Source organism: Clostridium putrefaciens, from assembly GCF_900461105.1.
GTDB lineage: Bacteria > Bacillota > Clostridia > Clostridiales > Clostridiaceae > Clostridium_L > Clostridium_L putrefaciens.
Genome location: NZ_UFWZ01000001.1, coordinates 2,495,696 through 2,512,650, shown reverse-complemented (window position 1 = coordinate 2,512,650; position 16,955 = coordinate 2,495,696). Strand labels below are relative to the sequence as shown.

At 27.5% G+C, this 16,955-nt stretch carries 17 protein-coding genes; 8 read left to right on the top strand and 9 right to left on the bottom strand.

Features of this window, described 5'->3' with window-relative positions:
• Window positions 1-2: 2 nt before the first annotated feature.
• Window positions 3-923, top strand: a complete 921-nt coding sequence (locus DY168_RS11420) for a polysaccharide deacetylase family protein (protein WP_115641847.1) — start codon at window positions 3-5, stop codon at window positions 921-923.
• 194 nt (window positions 924-1,117) lie between these two features.
• Here DY168_RS11420 and rluF read toward each other — a convergent pair whose 3' ends face one another.
• Window positions 1,118-1,999 carry a 23S rRNA pseudouridine(2604) synthase RluF gene (rluF, locus tag DY168_RS11415; RefSeq protein ID WP_423237234.1) on the bottom strand — a complete coding sequence of 294 codons (882 nt, stop codon included), beginning with the start codon at window positions 1,997-1,999 and terminating at the stop codon, window positions 1,118-1,120.
• Between the two features lie 407 nt (window positions 2,000-2,406).
• On the opposite strand from rluF, the gene DY168_RS11410 reads away from it, so the two are divergent.
• On the top strand, window positions 2,407-2,634 hold the full coding sequence (locus DY168_RS11410; protein WP_115641846.1) for a glutaredoxin family protein: 228 nt from the start codon (window positions 2,407-2,409) through the stop codon (window positions 2,632-2,634).
• A 262-nt stretch (window positions 2,635-2,896) separates the two neighbouring features.
• Here DY168_RS11410 and DY168_RS11405 read toward each other — a convergent pair whose 3' ends face one another.
• Window positions 2,897-3,979 carry an anti-sigma-I factor RsgI family protein gene (locus DY168_RS11405; protein WP_115641845.1) on the bottom strand — a complete coding sequence of 361 codons (1,083 nt, stop codon included), beginning with the start codon at window positions 3,977-3,979 and terminating at the stop codon, window positions 2,897-2,899.
• Window positions 3,980-4,050: 71 nt separating this feature from the next.
• On the opposite strand from DY168_RS11405, the gene DY168_RS11400 reads away from it, so the two are divergent.
• Both DY168_RS11400 and DY168_RS11395 read left to right on the top strand, forming a co-directional pair.
• Window positions 4,051-5,427, top strand: coding sequence for an aldehyde dehydrogenase (locus DY168_RS11400; protein ID WP_115641844.1), 1,377 nt, complete (start codon window positions 4,051-4,053; stop codon window positions 5,425-5,427).
• A 491-nt stretch (window positions 5,428-5,918) separates the two neighbouring features.
• Window positions 5,919-6,167, top strand: coding sequence for a hypothetical protein (locus DY168_RS11395; RefSeq protein ID WP_115641843.1), 249 nt, complete (start codon window positions 5,919-5,921; stop codon window positions 6,165-6,167).
• A gap of 68 nt (window positions 6,168-6,235) precedes the next feature.
• Here DY168_RS11395 and DY168_RS11390 read toward each other — a convergent pair whose 3' ends face one another.
• Together DY168_RS11390 and DY168_RS11385 are read right to left on the bottom strand one after the other, a co-directional pair.
• A complete protein-coding gene (locus DY168_RS11390; RefSeq protein ID WP_115641842.1) occupies window positions 6,236-6,439 on the bottom strand; it encodes a DUF1450 domain-containing protein in 204 nt (67 codons plus the stop codon).
• 327 nt (window positions 6,440-6,766) lie between these two features.
• The gene (locus DY168_RS11385; RefSeq protein WP_115641841.1) at window positions 6,767-7,312 is read right to left on the bottom strand and encodes a glutathione peroxidase; all 546 of its coding nucleotides are present in this window, start codon (window positions 7,310-7,312) and stop codon (window positions 6,767-6,769) included.
• 247 nt (window positions 7,313-7,559) lie between these two features.
• On the opposite strand from DY168_RS11385, the gene DY168_RS11380 reads away from it, so the two are divergent.
• From DY168_RS11380 to DY168_RS11365, 4 genes are all read left to right on the top strand, one after another.
• Window positions 7,560-8,627: a mannose-1-phosphate guanylyltransferase gene (locus DY168_RS11380; RefSeq protein ID WP_115641840.1), complete on the top strand. Its 1,068-nt coding sequence runs from the start codon at window positions 7,560-7,562 to the stop codon at window positions 8,625-8,627.
• 378 nt (window positions 8,628-9,005) lie between these two features.
• A complete protein-coding gene (locus DY168_RS11375) occupies window positions 9,006-9,893 on the top strand; it encodes a radical SAM/SPASM domain-containing protein (protein WP_115641839.1) in 888 nt (295 codons plus the stop codon).
• 183 nt (window positions 9,894-10,076) lie between these two features.
• Window positions 10,077-10,442: an ArsR/SmtB family transcription factor gene (locus tag DY168_RS11370; RefSeq protein WP_115641838.1), complete on the top strand. Its 366-nt coding sequence runs from the start codon at window positions 10,077-10,079 to the stop codon at window positions 10,440-10,442.
• 14 nt (window positions 10,443-10,456) lie between these two features.
• Complete coding sequence (locus DY168_RS11365) at window positions 10,457-12,844, top strand: heavy metal translocating P-type ATPase (RefSeq protein WP_115641837.1); 2,388 nt, start codon at window positions 10,457-10,459, stop codon at window positions 12,842-12,844.
• Between the two features lie 86 nt (window positions 12,845-12,930).
• On the opposite strand, the gene DY168_RS11360 is transcribed toward DY168_RS11365, so the two are convergent.
• From DY168_RS11360 to DY168_RS11340, 5 genes are all read right to left on the bottom strand, one after another.
• Window positions 12,931-13,443, bottom strand: coding sequence for a ferritin (locus DY168_RS11360; RefSeq protein ID WP_115641836.1), 513 nt, complete (start codon window positions 13,441-13,443; stop codon window positions 12,931-12,933).
• A 185-nt stretch (window positions 13,444-13,628) separates the two neighbouring features.
• Window positions 13,629-14,363 (bottom strand): glycerophosphodiester phosphodiesterase, encoded by a 735-nt coding sequence (locus DY168_RS11355; RefSeq protein WP_115641835.1) that lies wholly within the window; start codon window positions 14,361-14,363, stop codon window positions 13,629-13,631.
• A gap of 152 nt (window positions 14,364-14,515) precedes the next feature.
• Window positions 14,516-15,034, bottom strand: coding sequence for a hypothetical protein (locus DY168_RS11350; RefSeq protein ID WP_115641834.1), 519 nt, complete (start codon window positions 15,032-15,034; stop codon window positions 14,516-14,518).
• A gap of 18 nt (window positions 15,035-15,052) precedes the next feature.
• Window positions 15,053-15,688 carry a response regulator transcription factor gene (locus DY168_RS11345; protein WP_115641833.1) on the bottom strand — a complete coding sequence of 212 codons (636 nt, stop codon included), beginning with the start codon at window positions 15,686-15,688 and terminating at the stop codon, window positions 15,053-15,055.
• Complete coding sequence (locus tag DY168_RS11340) at window positions 15,685-16,875, bottom strand: sensor histidine kinase (protein ID WP_172556334.1); 1,191 nt, start codon at window positions 16,873-16,875, stop codon at window positions 15,685-15,687. Before DY168_RS11340 ends, DY168_RS11345 begins: the two co-directional genes overlap by 4 nt.
• Between the last annotated feature and the right edge of the window lie 80 nt (window positions 16,876-16,955).

Below are 16,955 nucleotides of genomic sequence, written 5' to 3'. Positions count from 1 at the left end.
ATATGAAGAAACAGAGCAAAATTATAATTGCATTAGCTTTGATACTTATTTGTAGTATATTTTGTGGATCACTAATATTAAAGGTTAGAAATAATGATAATATATCAAAAAATAATAAAGTTAATGCTACAAACAACAGTAAAGAGGAAGAGCAAGGTAAAGTGAAAGAAAACAACCAAAAACATAATGTTAATGAAAAGAAAGCAGAAAAGCTTGAAAATAGGTTTGAAGGCATGGAACTTAAGGATAATTTAGTGGGGGTTCCTATACTTTATTATCATTCAGTTGAGAAATCTGAGGATAACGAGCTTCGGATATCTCCTAAAAAGTTTAGAGGTCAGTTGAAGTATTTAAAAGACAATAATTATGTATCTCTGACATTACAAGAGTTGCAGAGTTATATAACTCAGAACAAACCAATTCCTAAAAATTCAGTTGTAATTACATTTGATGATGGGTACAAGGATAACTATGATAATGCTTATCCGATATTAAAAGAGTTTGGATACACTGCTACAATCTTTGTAATATCAGGATTAATAGATAAGGATCCAAATTATTTAAATAGTGATCACATAAAAGAAATGTCAAAGAATGGGGTGGAAATAGGAAGTCATAGCATAAATCACGATAACTTATTAGAAATCTCAAAAGAAGATAAAATAGAAACTATAACAAAATCAAAACAAGATTTGGAAAAGTTAATAGAAAAACCAGTCATAAGTATTGCATACCCTTTTGGGAAATTTAATGATGATATTGTTAATATAACAAAAGACGCCGGTTACACATTAGGATTTACAATAGATAAAGGCTGGGGGAATGGCAAAGAAGATCCACTTAAATTAAGTAGAGTGTACATAAGCGCATTTATTACAGATGAAAGCTTTAAAGAAAGAATATCAAAATCTCAATATAAATAAAACATATATTTTTTAGTGTAATCATAATTATATTTAACTTAGAATAAAACAACAAAAAACCTTAGATGTCATAAGACTTTAATCTAAGGTTTTAAAAAAAATTATAAAAGGTTAATAATATTTATTTATACAAGATGTAACTCCATTTATTAGCATTAAATCACGTAATATATTTATTAGTTTCTAAGATAACTTTATGATATAAGCTCATTTATTGTTATTAACTCACTAGGCGTAAGATATCTCCACTTTCCTATAGGTAGGTTATGCAAAGTTACATTCATAATCCTTATACGTTGCAATTTTACTACGTTATATCCAAGGCAACTACACATTCTTCTAATTTGTCTGTTTAAACCTTGAGTTAGAATTATGCGAAATACATGAGAGCTTTCTCTAGTAACCTTACACTTCTTTGTGATGGTATCAAGGATATTAACCCCGCTAGACATCTTTTCGATAAAGTCTCTAGAGATAGGTTTATCAACTGTTACAATATATTCCTTTTCATGATTATTCTCAGCTCTTAGTATCTTATTTACAATATCGCCATCGTTAGTTAAAAAAATCAATCCCTCAGAATCTTTATCAAGGCGGCCTATATGAAATATTCGTTTAGGATGGCCTACAAATTCAACTATGTTCCCTTTTATCCAGGGCTCAGTTGTACAAGTTATACCTACAGGTTTATTTAAAGCTATATAAATAGGCTTTTCTTTTTCATTAATTAACTTTTTATCTACATAAACTTCTTGGTTAATAGAAACCTTGGTACCTATAACAGCCTTAATACCATCAACAGTTACCTTACCACTTTCGATAAGCTTATCAGCCTCACGTCTAGAACAGTACCCACTATCGCTAATAAATTTATTTATTCGTATACTGTCTTTTATATCATGACTTATGTAAGATGGTGCTAAAGGTTCTTTTTTAATGTATTCATTTTTACAAGGTTTAGAATTAACCTTTTTATTTTTATTAATTGTATTTTTATTAATTGTATTTTTATTAGAGGAATTTTTTTTCTTACTAGAAGTATGTTTAGTTAAATTAGTATTATTGTTAGGCTTCAATTCATCACATCCTTATTTGTTTTAATCATATAGTATATATTTAAACTTTTTAATCAAAGCAAAGCATCACTACAATATATTTTAAAATAAAATTTATATAAATAATAATAGATTATATAATTATATCATCAATAGTGTAATTAATAGAGTAAAAGTTATATTGTGTAGAAAACTATAATGTATATTTAACTTTAAATATACACAAAATAATAAATATAAATAAATAACTATAAAAGAATAATTAAAAAATGATGAGTTAGGGTATATAAGTATATATCTATATATTATACTTAGGATAAGAAATAATTATTATGAATTAAAAAAGACTATTGAAATGCGTAAAATATAGTTGTATAATAGTTATATACCTAACAAGGGTATTTTACCACAAAAAAGGAGGAATTATAATGAAAAATGTTGTTATTTATACTTCTGATACATGTTCATTTTGTGTAGTTGCGAAAGAATATTTTAAAGAAAATAATATAAGCTATGAGGAAAAGAATGTTAAAGAACCAGCTAATAGAAAAGAATTAATGGCTATGGGAATAATGAGTGTGCCTGTAATAAAGATCGATGGTGAAACAGTTATAGGATTTAACCAAAGTGAAGTTGAAGCATTATTAAATAAATAATTATTTATTTAATAAATTTTTATTTTGAGGATAGTCTATATTAAAGAATGACTATCCTCAAATTTTATTATATAAAACTTTATTCTATTTATTTAAAAGACTATATATAAATCAAAAAGTAATATTAAAATTGAAATATCTATAACTAATATTAATATACAGGAATTTAATATTAAGTTTATTTGGGAGTTATATTAAGATACAAGATGTTAATAACAAGATATCTAAAATAAATACTAAAATACAGAAAACTTATTTTAACCTACTGAGGATTTATATTATGATTTTCGCCGCTATTGTTTATCCTTGCATCTATTCTATTTTGTTTTACAAAACTTTCACAAGACGATAAGTCATTTTTGTTTAGTTTGTTACCATTTATGTATATATATATTGTTGATCTTTCTTCAATGAAGTTTAGTTCTTTTCCTTTATTTAAAATTAGTTCAAGTGATTGATTAATAGATTTTCCAGTTAAATTCAAACTTGAAGATATCTCCTTGCCGTTGGTATCTTTAGGAGTTACTTTAGTTACTTTATGCATCATATTAACACTTATATTTAAAGATGCATTAGCTTCTAAAATTATAGTGGTAGATATCTGATTTTGCAAAAGTAGATATATTAAACTTAGAATTATTAAAACAAAGATACTTATTGATAAAGAATATCTATAAAGTTTCAAGGATTTTGATTTAATACCTGACACAATTAATCCTATTTGAGAAGAAGGTTCATCAAGTAATTTTATTCTTATGAATTCTCCATAAGAATTTAATATTATACCTCTATTCCTATGTGATATTAATAAGATTCCTGTACATAAGTTATTAGATTGAGATTCATCATATAGAGTCAATGCAGTGCTTATGACATTATCTTCATTAGAATCAGAATTTAATTTTGACTTATTAGAAATACTTTCTATCAAATCTATATTTGTTGCTTGTATATTAAGATAATTTTTTATATTATTATATTGAGGATTAGAAATTATTAAATAATAAGCTATTAAATAATTTTCCCACTTTGATATAAAACGTGGAGATTTATCAGTTAATATTGATAACCTTTTTATTGGAAGAGATCTATCTTTTTTAATTAAGTTTGTTATATTTGGATTTTCTACTAGGGAAAAACTGATATTTAAAAGTTGGTTTTTTACATCGTAAGGTGGACAACTTTTACAAAGGTCTTTTAGAACTATCCCATATAGAGATAATTCTTTGATAAATAAATAAATATCATCTTTAATCTTATTAACAAAATTATCTTCTAACATTATTATTTTTTGAGTATAAACGAATTTATATTTGTTTTCAACTAGCATAAATTTACAATCCATAAATAAACACCTCTAGAAGTAATATTAATATATAATTGGAAAATTTGCAAAGGTTTAAAGGAGTAATTATTATGATTAAAGTAAATAAGTTAATAGACTTACAAAGAAACCATTTTTTAAGTGGAAATACTCTTCCAATAGGAGAGAGAATTAATTTGTTGAAAAAGCTTAAGGCTTCAATAATTTCTAATGAAGATGACATACTAAATGGATTATGGAAGGATCTTAGAAAATCAAAATTTGAATCATATGCTACAGAAATAGGACTAGTACTAGGAGAAATAAATTTAGCTATAAAAAATGTAGAAAAATGGTCAAGACCAAAAAAGAAATTAACGCCCTTAGTTCATTTTCCAGCAAAAAGTTATATATATCCAAATCCTCATGGCGTAATTCTTATAATGTCGCCTTGGAACTATCCTTTCCAACTTACAATGTCACCTTTAGTAGGTGCCATATCAGCAGGGAATAGTGTTGTTATAAAGCCATCTAAATATTCACCTAATACAAATATAGTATTAAAAAAGATAATTAAAGAATGTTTTTCTATAGAACAGGTAGACATAATTTATGAAGATGGTGGAAGAGAAGCTATTAAGGAAATATTAGAACAAAAATTTGATTACATATTCTTTACAGGGAGTGTAGGTACTGGAAGAATAGTTATGGAAGCTGCAGCGAAAAATCTTACACCAATTACTTTAGAGCTTGGTGGGAAAAGTCCATGCATAGTTGATAAAGATGCAGATGTAGAACTTTCAGCTAAGAGGATAGTTTGGGGTAAATTTTTAAATGCTGGACAAACGTGTGTAGCACCTGATTATTTACTTGTAAATAGCTTAGTAAAATTAAAACTTATAGATGCTATTAAAAAATATATAAAACAATTTTATGGTGAACACCCTAAAGAAAGCCCTGATTATCCTAGAATCATCAATGTGAAGCAGTTTGATAGGTTAAAATCATATTTACAAAAAGGAAATGTAATTTTAGGAGGTAATAATATAAGAGAAGAATTATATTTTGAGCCTACCATAATAGACAACATTACCTTGGAAGATGAGATAATGAATGAGGAAATATTCGGACCTATATTTCCTATTATAGAATTTGAAAACTTAAATGAGGCAATTAATTTAATAAATAGTAGACCAAAGCCTCTTGCGCTTTATTATTTTTCAAAGAGTAAGGAATCACAGGAAATTATACTTAGGAATACTACATCAGGAGGAGCATGTATAAATGATACTGTAATACAAGTGGCATCACATTATATACCTTTTGGTGGGGTAGGTGAAAGTGGCATGGGCGGATATCATGGAGAATCAAGCTTTGAAACTTTATCTCACTATAAATCAGTTATAAAAAGAGGAACATTGGATATTAATTTTAGATATGCACCATACAAAGACAAGTTTAATCTATTAAAGAAAATAATGAAAAGATAATATAGTATAAGAAATATTAACGAAGTAGATTCTAAGTAATATAGCTTGTTGAGTGATATTCTTGTAAGATGTTGTTATTTTTACCGAGTTGTAATTTTAATATTATCATCTAATGAGTTGCTACACCTGGAAGTAATTACAGGCCCTTTGTGTGATAATCATAAAATAGAAAGGATAGTATTTCGTGTTGTTCTATACGAAATACTATCCTTTTTATTTATGTTTGGTTATGGTAAAGCAAAAGATATGAATTTATTAAAGTTCATATCTTACAGATGACTTAAAATCATATACTTTAATATAGAGGTAGTTACAAGACTTTTTATGAGATAATCATAAAGTTAATAAATTAAAACTTAAATGCATTAAAAGATATAGAGCATCATAAAAATAAAAGAAGAGAATAATTTAAAATAGGATTCAAGCAATAAAAAGGGGTTAAAATAAGGGGATGTTAAGGGTTATATTAAGTGAAAGTGTTGGAGGATACAATGAAAGAAGATGTTATGAAAGAAATTAAGTGGAATGGTAATAGCAAAAAGATGTATGAATTAGTGTTAAGCCAGACACCCTTACTATTCAAAAATAAAATAATAAGGTTAGTTAGTAACTGGATTAATGATCATAAGATAGAGCTTATTACAGAAGAAGTTATCTTTGAAATTGTAGAAGATATTGCACCTTTAAAAATTAAAGTGAAATTGTTACCGGTATTAAAAAATATGCGAACAAATGGATAGTTATTTGAATTGTATAATATACAGGGTTATATATTAGATATAAAATACAACATAAATAAGTTCTAAATTTAAAGAAGTCTTTCTTTTATATTAACAATTAAATTATCAATAGTTTCACCTATAATGAATTCATGATACACCATTACAAAGGGGACAGTTCTGCAAAGGTCGCATCTTAGTAGGCATTCTTTTGAGGTGAAGTCCATATTTTCTTTTTCTAAAGCAGAAGATATATCTTCAAAATATCTGCTAAAGGCACAAACTTTTATCAAGACACCAAATCCTTTCTAATCTTAAGTTTAGATAATACTTATGATTACATTATAAATATTTATATAGTTAAGTATCAAGTAAAATTTTAAATAATAAATACTTTAATATATAAAAGGTACTTATACATGAATTATATATTAAAGTATTTAAATAGGGAGCTTCCCAAAGGAGAAACAATAAGAAACATAATATGACAACTTATGAAAGTTAATTTGTATTTAACTTACTAGAAAGAAAGAAAGGTTTAGAGAAAATCATCTCTAAACCTTTCTTTTTTAGTTACTAAGTTTATTAATTAAATTATTCTGGGGGAATATTTAAGTAGATTATAGTAACTTTTCTATATCCTTTTGCATATCCATTGGTTCTACTGGGGATTCAAATCTTCCTACTATGTTTCCGTCTCTATCTATTAAAAACTTAGTGAAATTCCACTTTATTGAGTCATCTATAAGGAATTCAGGAAACTTTTCACTTATAAAACTATGAATCATTTTGCCACTTGGATTTTCTAAATCAAAACCTTTAAATAAAGTATTAGAAGTTAAATACTTAAATAAAGGATGTGCATCCTTTCCCCTTACATCTATTTTTTCAAACATAGGGAATGTTACACCATAGTTTAACTCACAAAAAGTCTTAACGTCTTTATTATCACCAGGTTCTTGCATAGCAAACTGGTTACAAGGGAATCCTAATATTTCAAGACCTTTTTCATTATACTTATTATATAGTTTTTGGAGGTCTTTATACTGAGGTGTAAATCCACATTTACTTGCAGTATTAACTATTAATAGTACTTTACCTTTATAATCATTTAAATTTACTTCATTTCCATCGATATCTTTTACATTAAAATCATAAATGGACATATTAACATCTCCTCATTTATTATTACTTGCTAAAAGAATATTTTGCTCAATTAAATCTTATGAATTAAATATATCATTATAAGATTATTTTGTCAACTTTAATTATTAATAAATAAAACCTTTCTTTTATATAATAATTCACTTTTACTATTAGATTTAATAAAACAAAGAAATTTCATAAGCTGTCTTCACAAATAACCACTTACATACATATTATAAAACATAACAATACTTGGAGTGTGAAAAGGTGCTTTACGCATTAATATTAGCAGGAGGAAAAGGAACGAGGCTTTATCCTCTATCAAGATCAGAGAATCCTAAACAATTTTTAAGAAGTGTAGATAATAAAAGTTTTTTAAGAAATACTGTAGATAGGATTAAACCAATTATAGATAAAGAAAATATTTATATAGTAACTAATGAAAGTTATAAAGATAAGATAAAAGAAGAATTAATTGAAATTAATGAAGAAAATATATTTGTAGAACCATCGAATAAGGAGACTGCTACTTGTATAGGTCTTTCTGCAGTTAAATTATTAAAAAAGGATAAGGATGCTGTAATGGTGGTTCTTCCGTCGGATCACTATATAAAGGGAGAGAAGGAATTTCAAGAAACTTTAAATCAAGCAATAGAAATAGCAGAAAGACGAAGAGGGTTAGTTACCATAGGTGTAAATCCAACAACACCTGAAACCGGTTATGGATATATTGAGATGGGACAGAGAGTACCTGGCAGTATAGCCACGTATAGAGTGGAAAGATTTACTGAAAAACCTAATATAGAAGTTTCTAAGGACTTTTTAATGAAAGGAACTTATCTTTGGAATAGTGGGATATTTGTATGGCGGGCAGATGTGTTTTTAAGAGAAATGGAAAAATATCTTCCTAAGATGTATAAAAGTCTTATGCAAATATATCAAGCAGTAGATGAAGATGAAGAGAAAGATGTTATAAAAGAACAGTATGATCTAATGGATGGGATATCTGTAGATTTTGGTATTATGCAAAAAACTAGGAAGGCCTTTGTTATAAGATGTGAATTTATTTGGGATGATATTGGAAGTTTTAAAGCTTTTAGTAGGTTTCTTAAAGTTCATGAGGGGAATAATGTTTCTGAAAATGTTTTTTTAGACGAGAGTGAAAATTGCTCAATATTTAGTAAAGATAAGCTTATTATAGGCTTTGGAATAAAGGATTTAGTTATAGTAGATTCAGGTGATGTAATATTAGTAATGGATAAATGTAAAGATCAAGAGATGAAACAATTGCTAAATGGAATTAAACAAAGCATAGAATTTAATAAATATATATAAGTTTATATATATTTAGATATTAAGATAGACTTTTATTAATTAGAGGTCTATCTATTTTTATTAAGTTCTACAAATTATAATTTGACTAAAATACTAAAATACTAAAATACTAAAACGCTAAAACACTAAAACACTATAAAATTATAAAGATTAATAAGATGCATATCTGTATTTATTAATTTAAATATGATTATAATGGTAATAGCTAATTTAAAATAAAAGCTTTCAAAGGAATTTTTAAAAATATATGATAAAATACATATTAATAAATTGTTTTATAAAACTTATAATTACCAATATATTAATAAATCATTAATATACAATAAACAAAGCAGTTGCTAGGAATTACAATATTATACTGAAGTTGGAGCGTGATACATTATGAAATTTAAAAAGATTTATATAGAAATAACTAATGCCTGCAATCTTGCCTGTGACTTTTGTCCTCAAACTAAAAGGAAGGCTGAATTCATCGATATTAATAAATTTAGTCACATATTAGATGAGGTAAAGCCTTATGGTGAGTATGTATATTTCCATGTGAAGGGAGAGCCCTTATTACATAAGGATATAGATAAACTATTAGATTTATGTGATGAAAAAGGATTTAAGGCAAATATAACGACTAATGGAACCTTAATTAAAAATGTGCAAGATAAACTAATAGGAAAACCATCTTTAAGACAAATTAATATTTCACTTCATAGCTTTGATGGAAACCATATAGAAAACAATAAAAATAAGTATATAGATGATATAATATCTTTTATAAAGGAAATTAGAAAAATAGGTAACACCCTAATTTCTCTAAGGCTTTGGAATCTTGGTGAGGACAATGCTACAAATATAAAAAGGCAAAGGAACAGAGAAATACTATCTATATTAGAAAGAAGATTTAATTTATCCTATAAAATTCAAGAAGAAATAAATATTTCAAGAGGTATTAAAATAGCAGAGGGAGTATTTTTAAATCAAGATTACGAATTTGAGTGGCCAAGTTTAAATGCAGAAGAAGATAAGACTCATAGGGGTTTTTGTTATGGGCTTAAAAATCAAGTAGGAATATTAGTAGATGGTACTGTAATTCCTTGTTGCCTTGATGGTGAGGGGGTAATTGATCTCGGCAATATACATGACACGAAGTTTTCAGAAATTATAGAAGGGAAAAGAGCGATGTCTATTGCACAGGGATTTGCAAATAGAGAAGTAGTAGAAGAATTATGTAGAAAATGTGGATATAGAAAAAGATTTAATGAAAATAAATAAAAAAATGTCTAAAGGTTACTTGAAAATGCGAATTTACAGTAACCTTTTATTTTTATATAACATAACATAATAAAGCGATGAATGTTTTAATGTGAAAACTTGACTTCACAGAATATAAATAATATAATATAAACAACATATGAATATATGCTCATATGTACAATTGAAAAAGGGGATAATTATATGGAAGATTTAGAGCGGGTAGATAGTTGTAATACAGTTATGATTCATGAAGATGTAGTAAGACAAGTTATTAAATCATTACCTACAGATGAAAAGTTATATGAACTTGCAGAACTATTCAAGGTTTTTGGAGATGGTACTCGTATAAAAATAATATGTGCCTTATTTAAATCTGAGATGTGTGTTTGTGACTTAGCAGCACTTCTTGCAATGAGTCAATCAGCAATATCACATCAACTTAGAGTTTTAAAAAATGCTAGGCTTGTAAAGTTTAGAAGAGAAGGTAAGGTAATCTATTATTCATTAGATGATGATCATGTTAAAGACATATTTGATAAAGGGTTAGTACACATCACAGAAAAATAGATAGGGGTGATTTTATGATCAAACACGAATTAATTTTAGAGGGCTTAGATTGTGCAAATTGTTCAGCTAAAATAGAAGACAAGGTATCCAAATTAGAGGATGTATTTTCTGCTAGTATGAACTTTTCAACTAAGACTCTAATAATAGAAGGTAATAAAGAAGAGGCTATGGATAAAATATTAAAAGATAGTATAGATATAATAAATAGATTAGAACCAGATGTTATAGTAAAACAAAAAGAAAATGATTTAGGTAAAAATAAAAATATGATTATAATGTTAGAAGGTCTTAACTGTGCAAATTGTGCAACAAAGATTGAGGTGGAAGTTAATAAATTAGAAGAGGTAAAAGAAGCTGGATTAGACTTTGTATCTAAAAGACTAATTATAAAAGTAGATAATAATTTAAATAAAAACAACGTATTTTCAAAAGTTCAATCAATAGTAAACAAGCTAGAACCTGATGTAGAGGTGAAGCTTAAAAGCAATAATTTAATTAATAATAAACAAAAAGGTATTACAGGAGACAACCAACATGAACATAAACATGAAAATAATGAGATAAAAGAATCAATTATAAAATTAATATTAGGTGTTGGATTTTTTATTATACCATTAATATTTAAATTTTCACCTAAAATAGAGCTTGGATTATTTGTTATAAGTTATGTTTTAGTTGGGGGAGAAATTGTTCTAAGAGCAGTAAAAAACATCGCTAGAGGCCAAGTGTTTGATGAAAATTTTCTTATGACAATAGCTACTTTAGGGGCATTTGCCATTAGACAATACCCAGAAGCTGTGGCTGTTATGATATTTTATCAAGTAGGCGAATTATTTCAAGATATAGCTGTAAATAAATCAAGAAAGTCCATATCAGATCTTATGGATATAAGACCAGATACGGCTAATGTTAAAAGAGGAGAAGAGTTTATATCTGTTTCACCATATGAAGTTTTAATAGGTGAAATCATAATGATAAAACCCGGAGAAAAGCTACCTTTAGATGGTGTTATAATAGAGGGGAATAGTATGGTTGATACATCTGCACTTACAGGGGAGGCCGTTCCAAGGACTGTTAGAAATGGAGATGAAGTCTTAGCAGGATTTATAAATAAAAATGGACTATTATATGTAAAAGTGAAAAAAGAATTTGGGGAGTCTACACTATCAAAAATATTAGATTTAGTACAAAATGCAGGGGCTAAAAAAGCACCTACTGAAAAGTTTATAACTAAATTTGCTAGATATTACACCCCTGTTGTGGTTATATCTGCCGTTATATTAGCTGTGGTTCCTCCACTAATAATAGAGGGATATACATTTACAGATTGGATATACAGAGCCCTTGTATTCCTTGTAGTATCTTGTCCGTGTGCTTTAGTAGTATCAATACCTTTAGGATTCTTTGGGGGCATAGGGTCAGCGTCTAAGAATGGTATATTGATTAAGGGTGGAAATTATTTAGAAGCTTTAAATAGGCTTGAGACTATAGTATTTGATAAAACAGGAACTTTAACAAAAGGTGTATTTGAAGTTACAAATATTTACGCTAAAGAAGGTTTCACAAAAGAAAGGTTGATAGAATACGCAGCTTATGTTGAAGCGTTTTCTACTCATCCTATAGCAACATCTATAGTAGAATACTTTGATGAAGAGATAGATAAGTCAAGGTTGAAAGATTATGAAGAGATATCAGGGTATGGAATAAAAGCATTAGTAGATAAAAAAAGTGTATTAGCTGGAAATAAGAAGCTTATGGATATGAACAACATAAAAGTAGAAGAAGTTTCAACTATAGGTACTGTGGTTTATTTAAGTATAGATGGAGTTTATGCTGGACATATTGATATATCAGATGAAATAAAAGAAGACTCTAGGGAAGCTATAATAGGACTTAAAGCTTCAGGAATTAAAAATATTTTAATGTTAACTGGAGATAATAAAGTTGTAGCTGATAAGGTAGGAACAAAGATTGGGGTAGATAAAGTTTATTCTGAGTTGCTTCCACAAAATAAGGTGGAAATACTAGAAGGATTACAAGAAGGTAAATTACGAAAAGGAAAAGTAGCCTTTGTAGGTGATGGAATAAATGATGCACCTGTACTTGCTAGGGCAGATATAGGTATAGCTATGGGTGGAGTTGGGTCTGATGCTGCTATAGAGGCTGCAGATGTTGTAATAATGACAGATGAGCCATCTAAGATTATACTAGCTATAAAGATAGCTAAAAAAACAAATAAAGTGGTATGGCAAAACATTATATTTGCATTAAGTGTGAAGCTTGTAATATTAATATTAGGAGCTATGGGAATAGCTTCTATGTGGGAAGCGGTATTTGGAGATGTAGGAGTTGCTTTAATAGCAGTACTAAACTCTATGAGAGTACTTAGAGTCAAAAATTAAATATGTAAGCTTTAAATAAAAAAGAACAGGAAATAACTTTAAAAGTTATTTCCTGTTCTTTTTAGTGAATATATAATTTGAAATGTTTATGCATTAGCTGCTGGCGGAGTAAATACTCTTGTAGATAATTCATCATCTAACATATATAAAGCAGCTGGATTTGATTCTATTCTCTTAAGTTTTTTGATTATAGTATTAAAATTTTGTTCTTCTTCTACCTGTTCATCTATAAACCATTGAAGTAAACTTATAGTTGCATGTTCTTTTTCTTCAGTAGCTATATCAGCAAGGTTATATATTTTAGCAGTAACAGTCTTCTCATGCTCATATCCTGATTCAAACAGATGAAGTATAGAATCATATTCTACTTGAGGTTTTTCCATAGATTCTATCACTACTCTTCCATCCATTTGGTTTATATAATTATAAAATTTCATAGCATGAAAAAGCTCTTCTTCATATTGAACTTTAAAGAAATTTGCGAATCCTTCTAAATCTTCACTTTCAGCATAAGCAGACATAGCTAAATAAGTGTAAGCAGAATAAAATTCGTAATTAACTTGAGCATTTAATGCCTTTTGTAATCTTTCGCTTAACATAATATACCTCCCTATATTTTAGACAAAAGTCTACCTAATAAAAGATATAAATTTGTATTTAAATTAGTTATTTTGTCTGATTTCAAACATACATACATTATATATCATAAAAAATCAATTATCAATTAAAGGAGGCAATAATATAAAGACATAATATGTTTTGTATGTGAGTAACAAATATTAATCTAAGATTTTAATAGGGTACTGAGTTTATCAGGATAATTAGTTATGATGCCATCTATACCTAAATTTATTAAAGTTTTCATATGTTTTTCATCATTTACGGTGTAGGTATTTATAAGAATGTTTTTAGCTTTAATATCATCTACTATAGATTTATGAATAACACTTAAAAAATGAGGATGAACAGCGTTAGCTCCAACATATTTTGCATATAGCTCAGGTTTATAAAGACCAGCTTCATATAATAATCCTGTTTTAATATTATTATCTATAGCTTTACACTTCACCATGGAGTAATGATTAAAAGAAGATAAAATTACACTTTTAGATAAATTATATTCATGAATCTTTTTTATAACCATCTCTTCTAGACCTTCATATAAAATTATGCTATTTTTCAACTCAAGATTTAAATATATATCTTTTTCTTTACAATAACCTAGAAGATCTTCAAGTGTAGGTATTTTAATATCTTTAAATTTATCTCCAAATTTAACACCAAAGTCTAAAGCTTTAAGTTCTTTATAGGTGTATTGTGATATAAAACCTTTATTATTTGTGGTTCTATCTAAAGTTTCATCATGACATAATACAAGTACATTATCCTTAGTGAGTTGTACATCTGTTTCTATACCGTCACACCCAGCTTCTACAGCCTTTTCAAAGGATAACATAGTGTTCTCAGGGTATTTACCACTAAAGCCTCTATGGGCTATATTTAAACTTTTATCATGCATAAAAAATCCTCCTATTAATTTTAGTACATCGCCATCATACCTAACACCCCTAGCCTCTTCATGTGGGGGATGACGGCGGCTACGCTCCTCTATAAGTTCTTCTAAAGCTTAGATGGGGATATGTATTCATTATAAGCAAACTCCACCTGAGTTTAAGAATCACTTGATTTAGAAATCTTCTCTTTGTAATCCCCAATAAGTATAAAAACACCTATAGATAAAAGTATAAAAGGCCAAATGTACTTTAACATTAAATATATATTAGTAAACTTAAACTTATAAATTGTAGAAAGGATTATAAGTAATATTGCTAGATATATAATCCAATACCTTTTTTTAAAAGACTTAAAGTTTTGTTTTCGTATATGTATAATGTAAACTAACACACAACAAAGACCTAGTGCATATAAGAAAAGGCTGTAATCTATATTGTATACATTGTAATTATTTAAAGTAAATTCCAATAAGGCTAATGAAATAAGGGTTAAAGAGGGTATTAATATCAATATGTTTTTATGTTTAGTAGAATGTCCCATAAGGATATAGGCCGCCATTAGACCCAAACCAACTATAAAAAATGAAATATTACTTTTTATAATTCCAATATTTCTAAGAAGCATTAATATACCGGTAAATAATAAGGTTATAGAAAAAAAGATGTTTTTTTTCATTAGTTATTCTCCTAAAATTCAAAGATTTGCCTTTAGAAATAAGGCAGCCTTGGTTCTATCGCTAATTCCTATCTTGCTATAAATATTACTTATATAGTTTTTAACTGTACCCTCTGAAATAAATAGCTTTGAAGAAATTTGCTTGTTATTATATCCTTCTATTAAAAGAGAAGAGACCTGAAGTTCCCTTTCCGAAAGATCTAAATCCTTTTTAAAAGTCTTTTTGGATGTTTCTTTTTCATATAATCTAGATATAAGCTTTGCGGCTATATTTGTAGGGATAAATAGTTGACCCTTTAAACTATCTCTTATAGCTTCAATCAATTTTTCAGCAGGCATATCTTTTAAGAGATATCCTGATGCACCATTAGAGAGGGCTTCTATTATATATTCATCATCATCAAATGTTGTAAGCATAATTACAGATACTTTTGGTAAAATAGATTTTATTTTTTTCACACTATCTACGCCATTCATTATAGGCATTCTTATATCCATTAAGATAACATCGGGATTTAATTCACTGGCCCTTTTAAAGGCTATTTCACCATTTTCAGCGGTGGCAATTACTTCAATATCATCTTCTAAATCTAAAATAGTCTTAAGTCCATCCCTCATAAGAGTTTGATCGTCTGCAATTAAAACCTTTATCATAAATTTAAGTCCTCCCCTAATATAAATTGTATTATGAACCCTTTTTCTTTTATATATTTTAAATTAAACTCGCCATTTACAGATTCAACAGATTCCTTCATATTTGTAAGACCAAAACCTAGTATGATATCTTTAGAGCTTAAGCCTTTATCCTCTAAGTAAAAGAATATATTTCCATCTTTATCATAAAGCTTAAATATAAACTCTTTAGCATTTCCGTGTTTAATTCCATTGGTGATGCCCTCTAAAAGACTATTGTAGATTATCTTTTCATAGGTCTTAGATATGTTTTTGGTTAATGATATGTGATATTGTATTTTAACCTCTGTATGAAGTTTAGTATCCTCTAGTATTAACTTTAAAGATGGAATAAACTCAATTAAATCTTTACCTTCCTTCATCAAGGTAACTGATGATCTAATATCCTTAAGACCCTTTCTGACTTGCTCTTGTGCTAAGGTGATTTTATCAAGTCCTCCAGGTTTATTTTTAATCAAAAGCCTTTTGCCAGCTTCAATTTCAACGAGTACAGTAGTAAGAGTGTGTCCAACTGTATCATGCAATTCCCTTGAAATTCTATTACGTTCTTTTAAAGCAGCCATTTCTTCTAAGGCTTCTGAGTGTTCTTTTAATTTACAATAGGCCTTTTCAAGTTTTATATTTTTCTCTTCTATGTCATTCATTGAATTAGATAGCTTCGAACTTTGAATTATTTGCTCCTTTAAAAAGTATAATATGCTACATAAAAAGACAAACCCTAGTAAAACTATAACTGAGGATAATGAAATAGCGCCTAAACTTGGGTATAAAGATGGAGTAGAGATTTTGTGGATTATAAAAGAAATATACCCAAGCACAATAGTTAAAAAGCTAAAAATGTAGTTATGAAAAAATATAGAATCCATAATAATTATTATGGTATATAAAATTGATATACCAGATGTATCAGTTGCAAATATTAGATAAACTACTGTCAAATCAACAAAGATTAAAAATTTACCTATATACTTTTTGCTAGGGTTTGGGTAAAGTACCGATAATCTTATGCTAACAGAAATTATTAAGAGAGAAGACAAAAATCCAATTACAACTCTATTTTCATTAGATAAGTAAAGTAACAATAAAAATATTAATGTAAAAGAAAAGTATAATATTATCCAAATGGTCTTTTCAGTATTCTTATTCATAAATATCATTAAACCTTTCGAAATTTTTATTTATATAAATTTGATTATATTATATCATTAAGTAATAGCTATAATATAAT

Excerpts from the sequence above, each read along its gene's own strand:
- DY168_RS11420 (WP_115641847.1), top strand. The coding sequence starts at position 3 with ATGAAGAAACAGAGCAAAATTATAATTGCATTAGCTTTGATACTTATT.
- DY168_RS11410 (WP_115641846.1), top strand. The coding sequence starts at position 2,407 with ATGAAAAATGTTGTTATTTATACTTCTGATACATGTTCATTTTGTGTA.
- DY168_RS11405 (WP_115641845.1), bottom strand. The coding sequence starts at position 3,979 with ATGGATTGTAAATTTATGCTAGTTGAAAACAAATATAAATTCGTTTAT.
- DY168_RS11400 (WP_115641844.1), top strand. The coding sequence starts at position 4,051 with ATGATTAAAGTAAATAAGTTAATAGACTTACAAAGAAACCATTTTTTA.
- DY168_RS11395 (WP_115641843.1), top strand. The coding sequence starts at position 5,919 with ATGAAAGAAGATGTTATGAAAGAAATTAAGTGGAATGGTAATAGCAAA.
- DY168_RS11385 (WP_115641841.1), bottom strand. The coding sequence starts at position 7,312 with ATGTCCATTTATGATTTTAATGTAAAAGATATCGATGGAAATGAAGTA.
- DY168_RS11370 (WP_115641838.1), top strand. The coding sequence starts at position 10,077 with ATGGAAGATTTAGAGCGGGTAGATAGTTGTAATACAGTTATGATTCAT.
- DY168_RS11365 (WP_115641837.1), top strand. The coding sequence starts at position 10,457 with ATGATCAAACACGAATTAATTTTAGAGGGCTTAGATTGTGCAAATTGT.
- DY168_RS11360 (WP_115641836.1), bottom strand. The coding sequence starts at position 13,443 with ATGTTAAGCGAAAGATTACAAAAGGCATTAAATGCTCAAGTTAATTAC.
- DY168_RS11355 (WP_115641835.1), bottom strand. The coding sequence starts at position 14,363 with ATGCATGATAAAAGTTTAAATATAGCCCATAGAGGCTTTAGTGGTAAA.
- DY168_RS11350 (WP_115641834.1), bottom strand. The coding sequence starts at position 15,034 with ATGAAAAAAAACATCTTTTTTTCTATAACCTTATTATTTACCGGTATA.
- DY168_RS11345 (WP_115641833.1), bottom strand. The coding sequence starts at position 15,688 with ATGATAAAGGTTTTAATTGCAGACGATCAAACTCTTATGAGGGATGGA.
- DY168_RS11340 (WP_172556334.1), bottom strand. The coding sequence starts at position 16,875 with ATGAATAAGAATACTGAAAAGACCATTTGGATAATATTATACTTTTCT.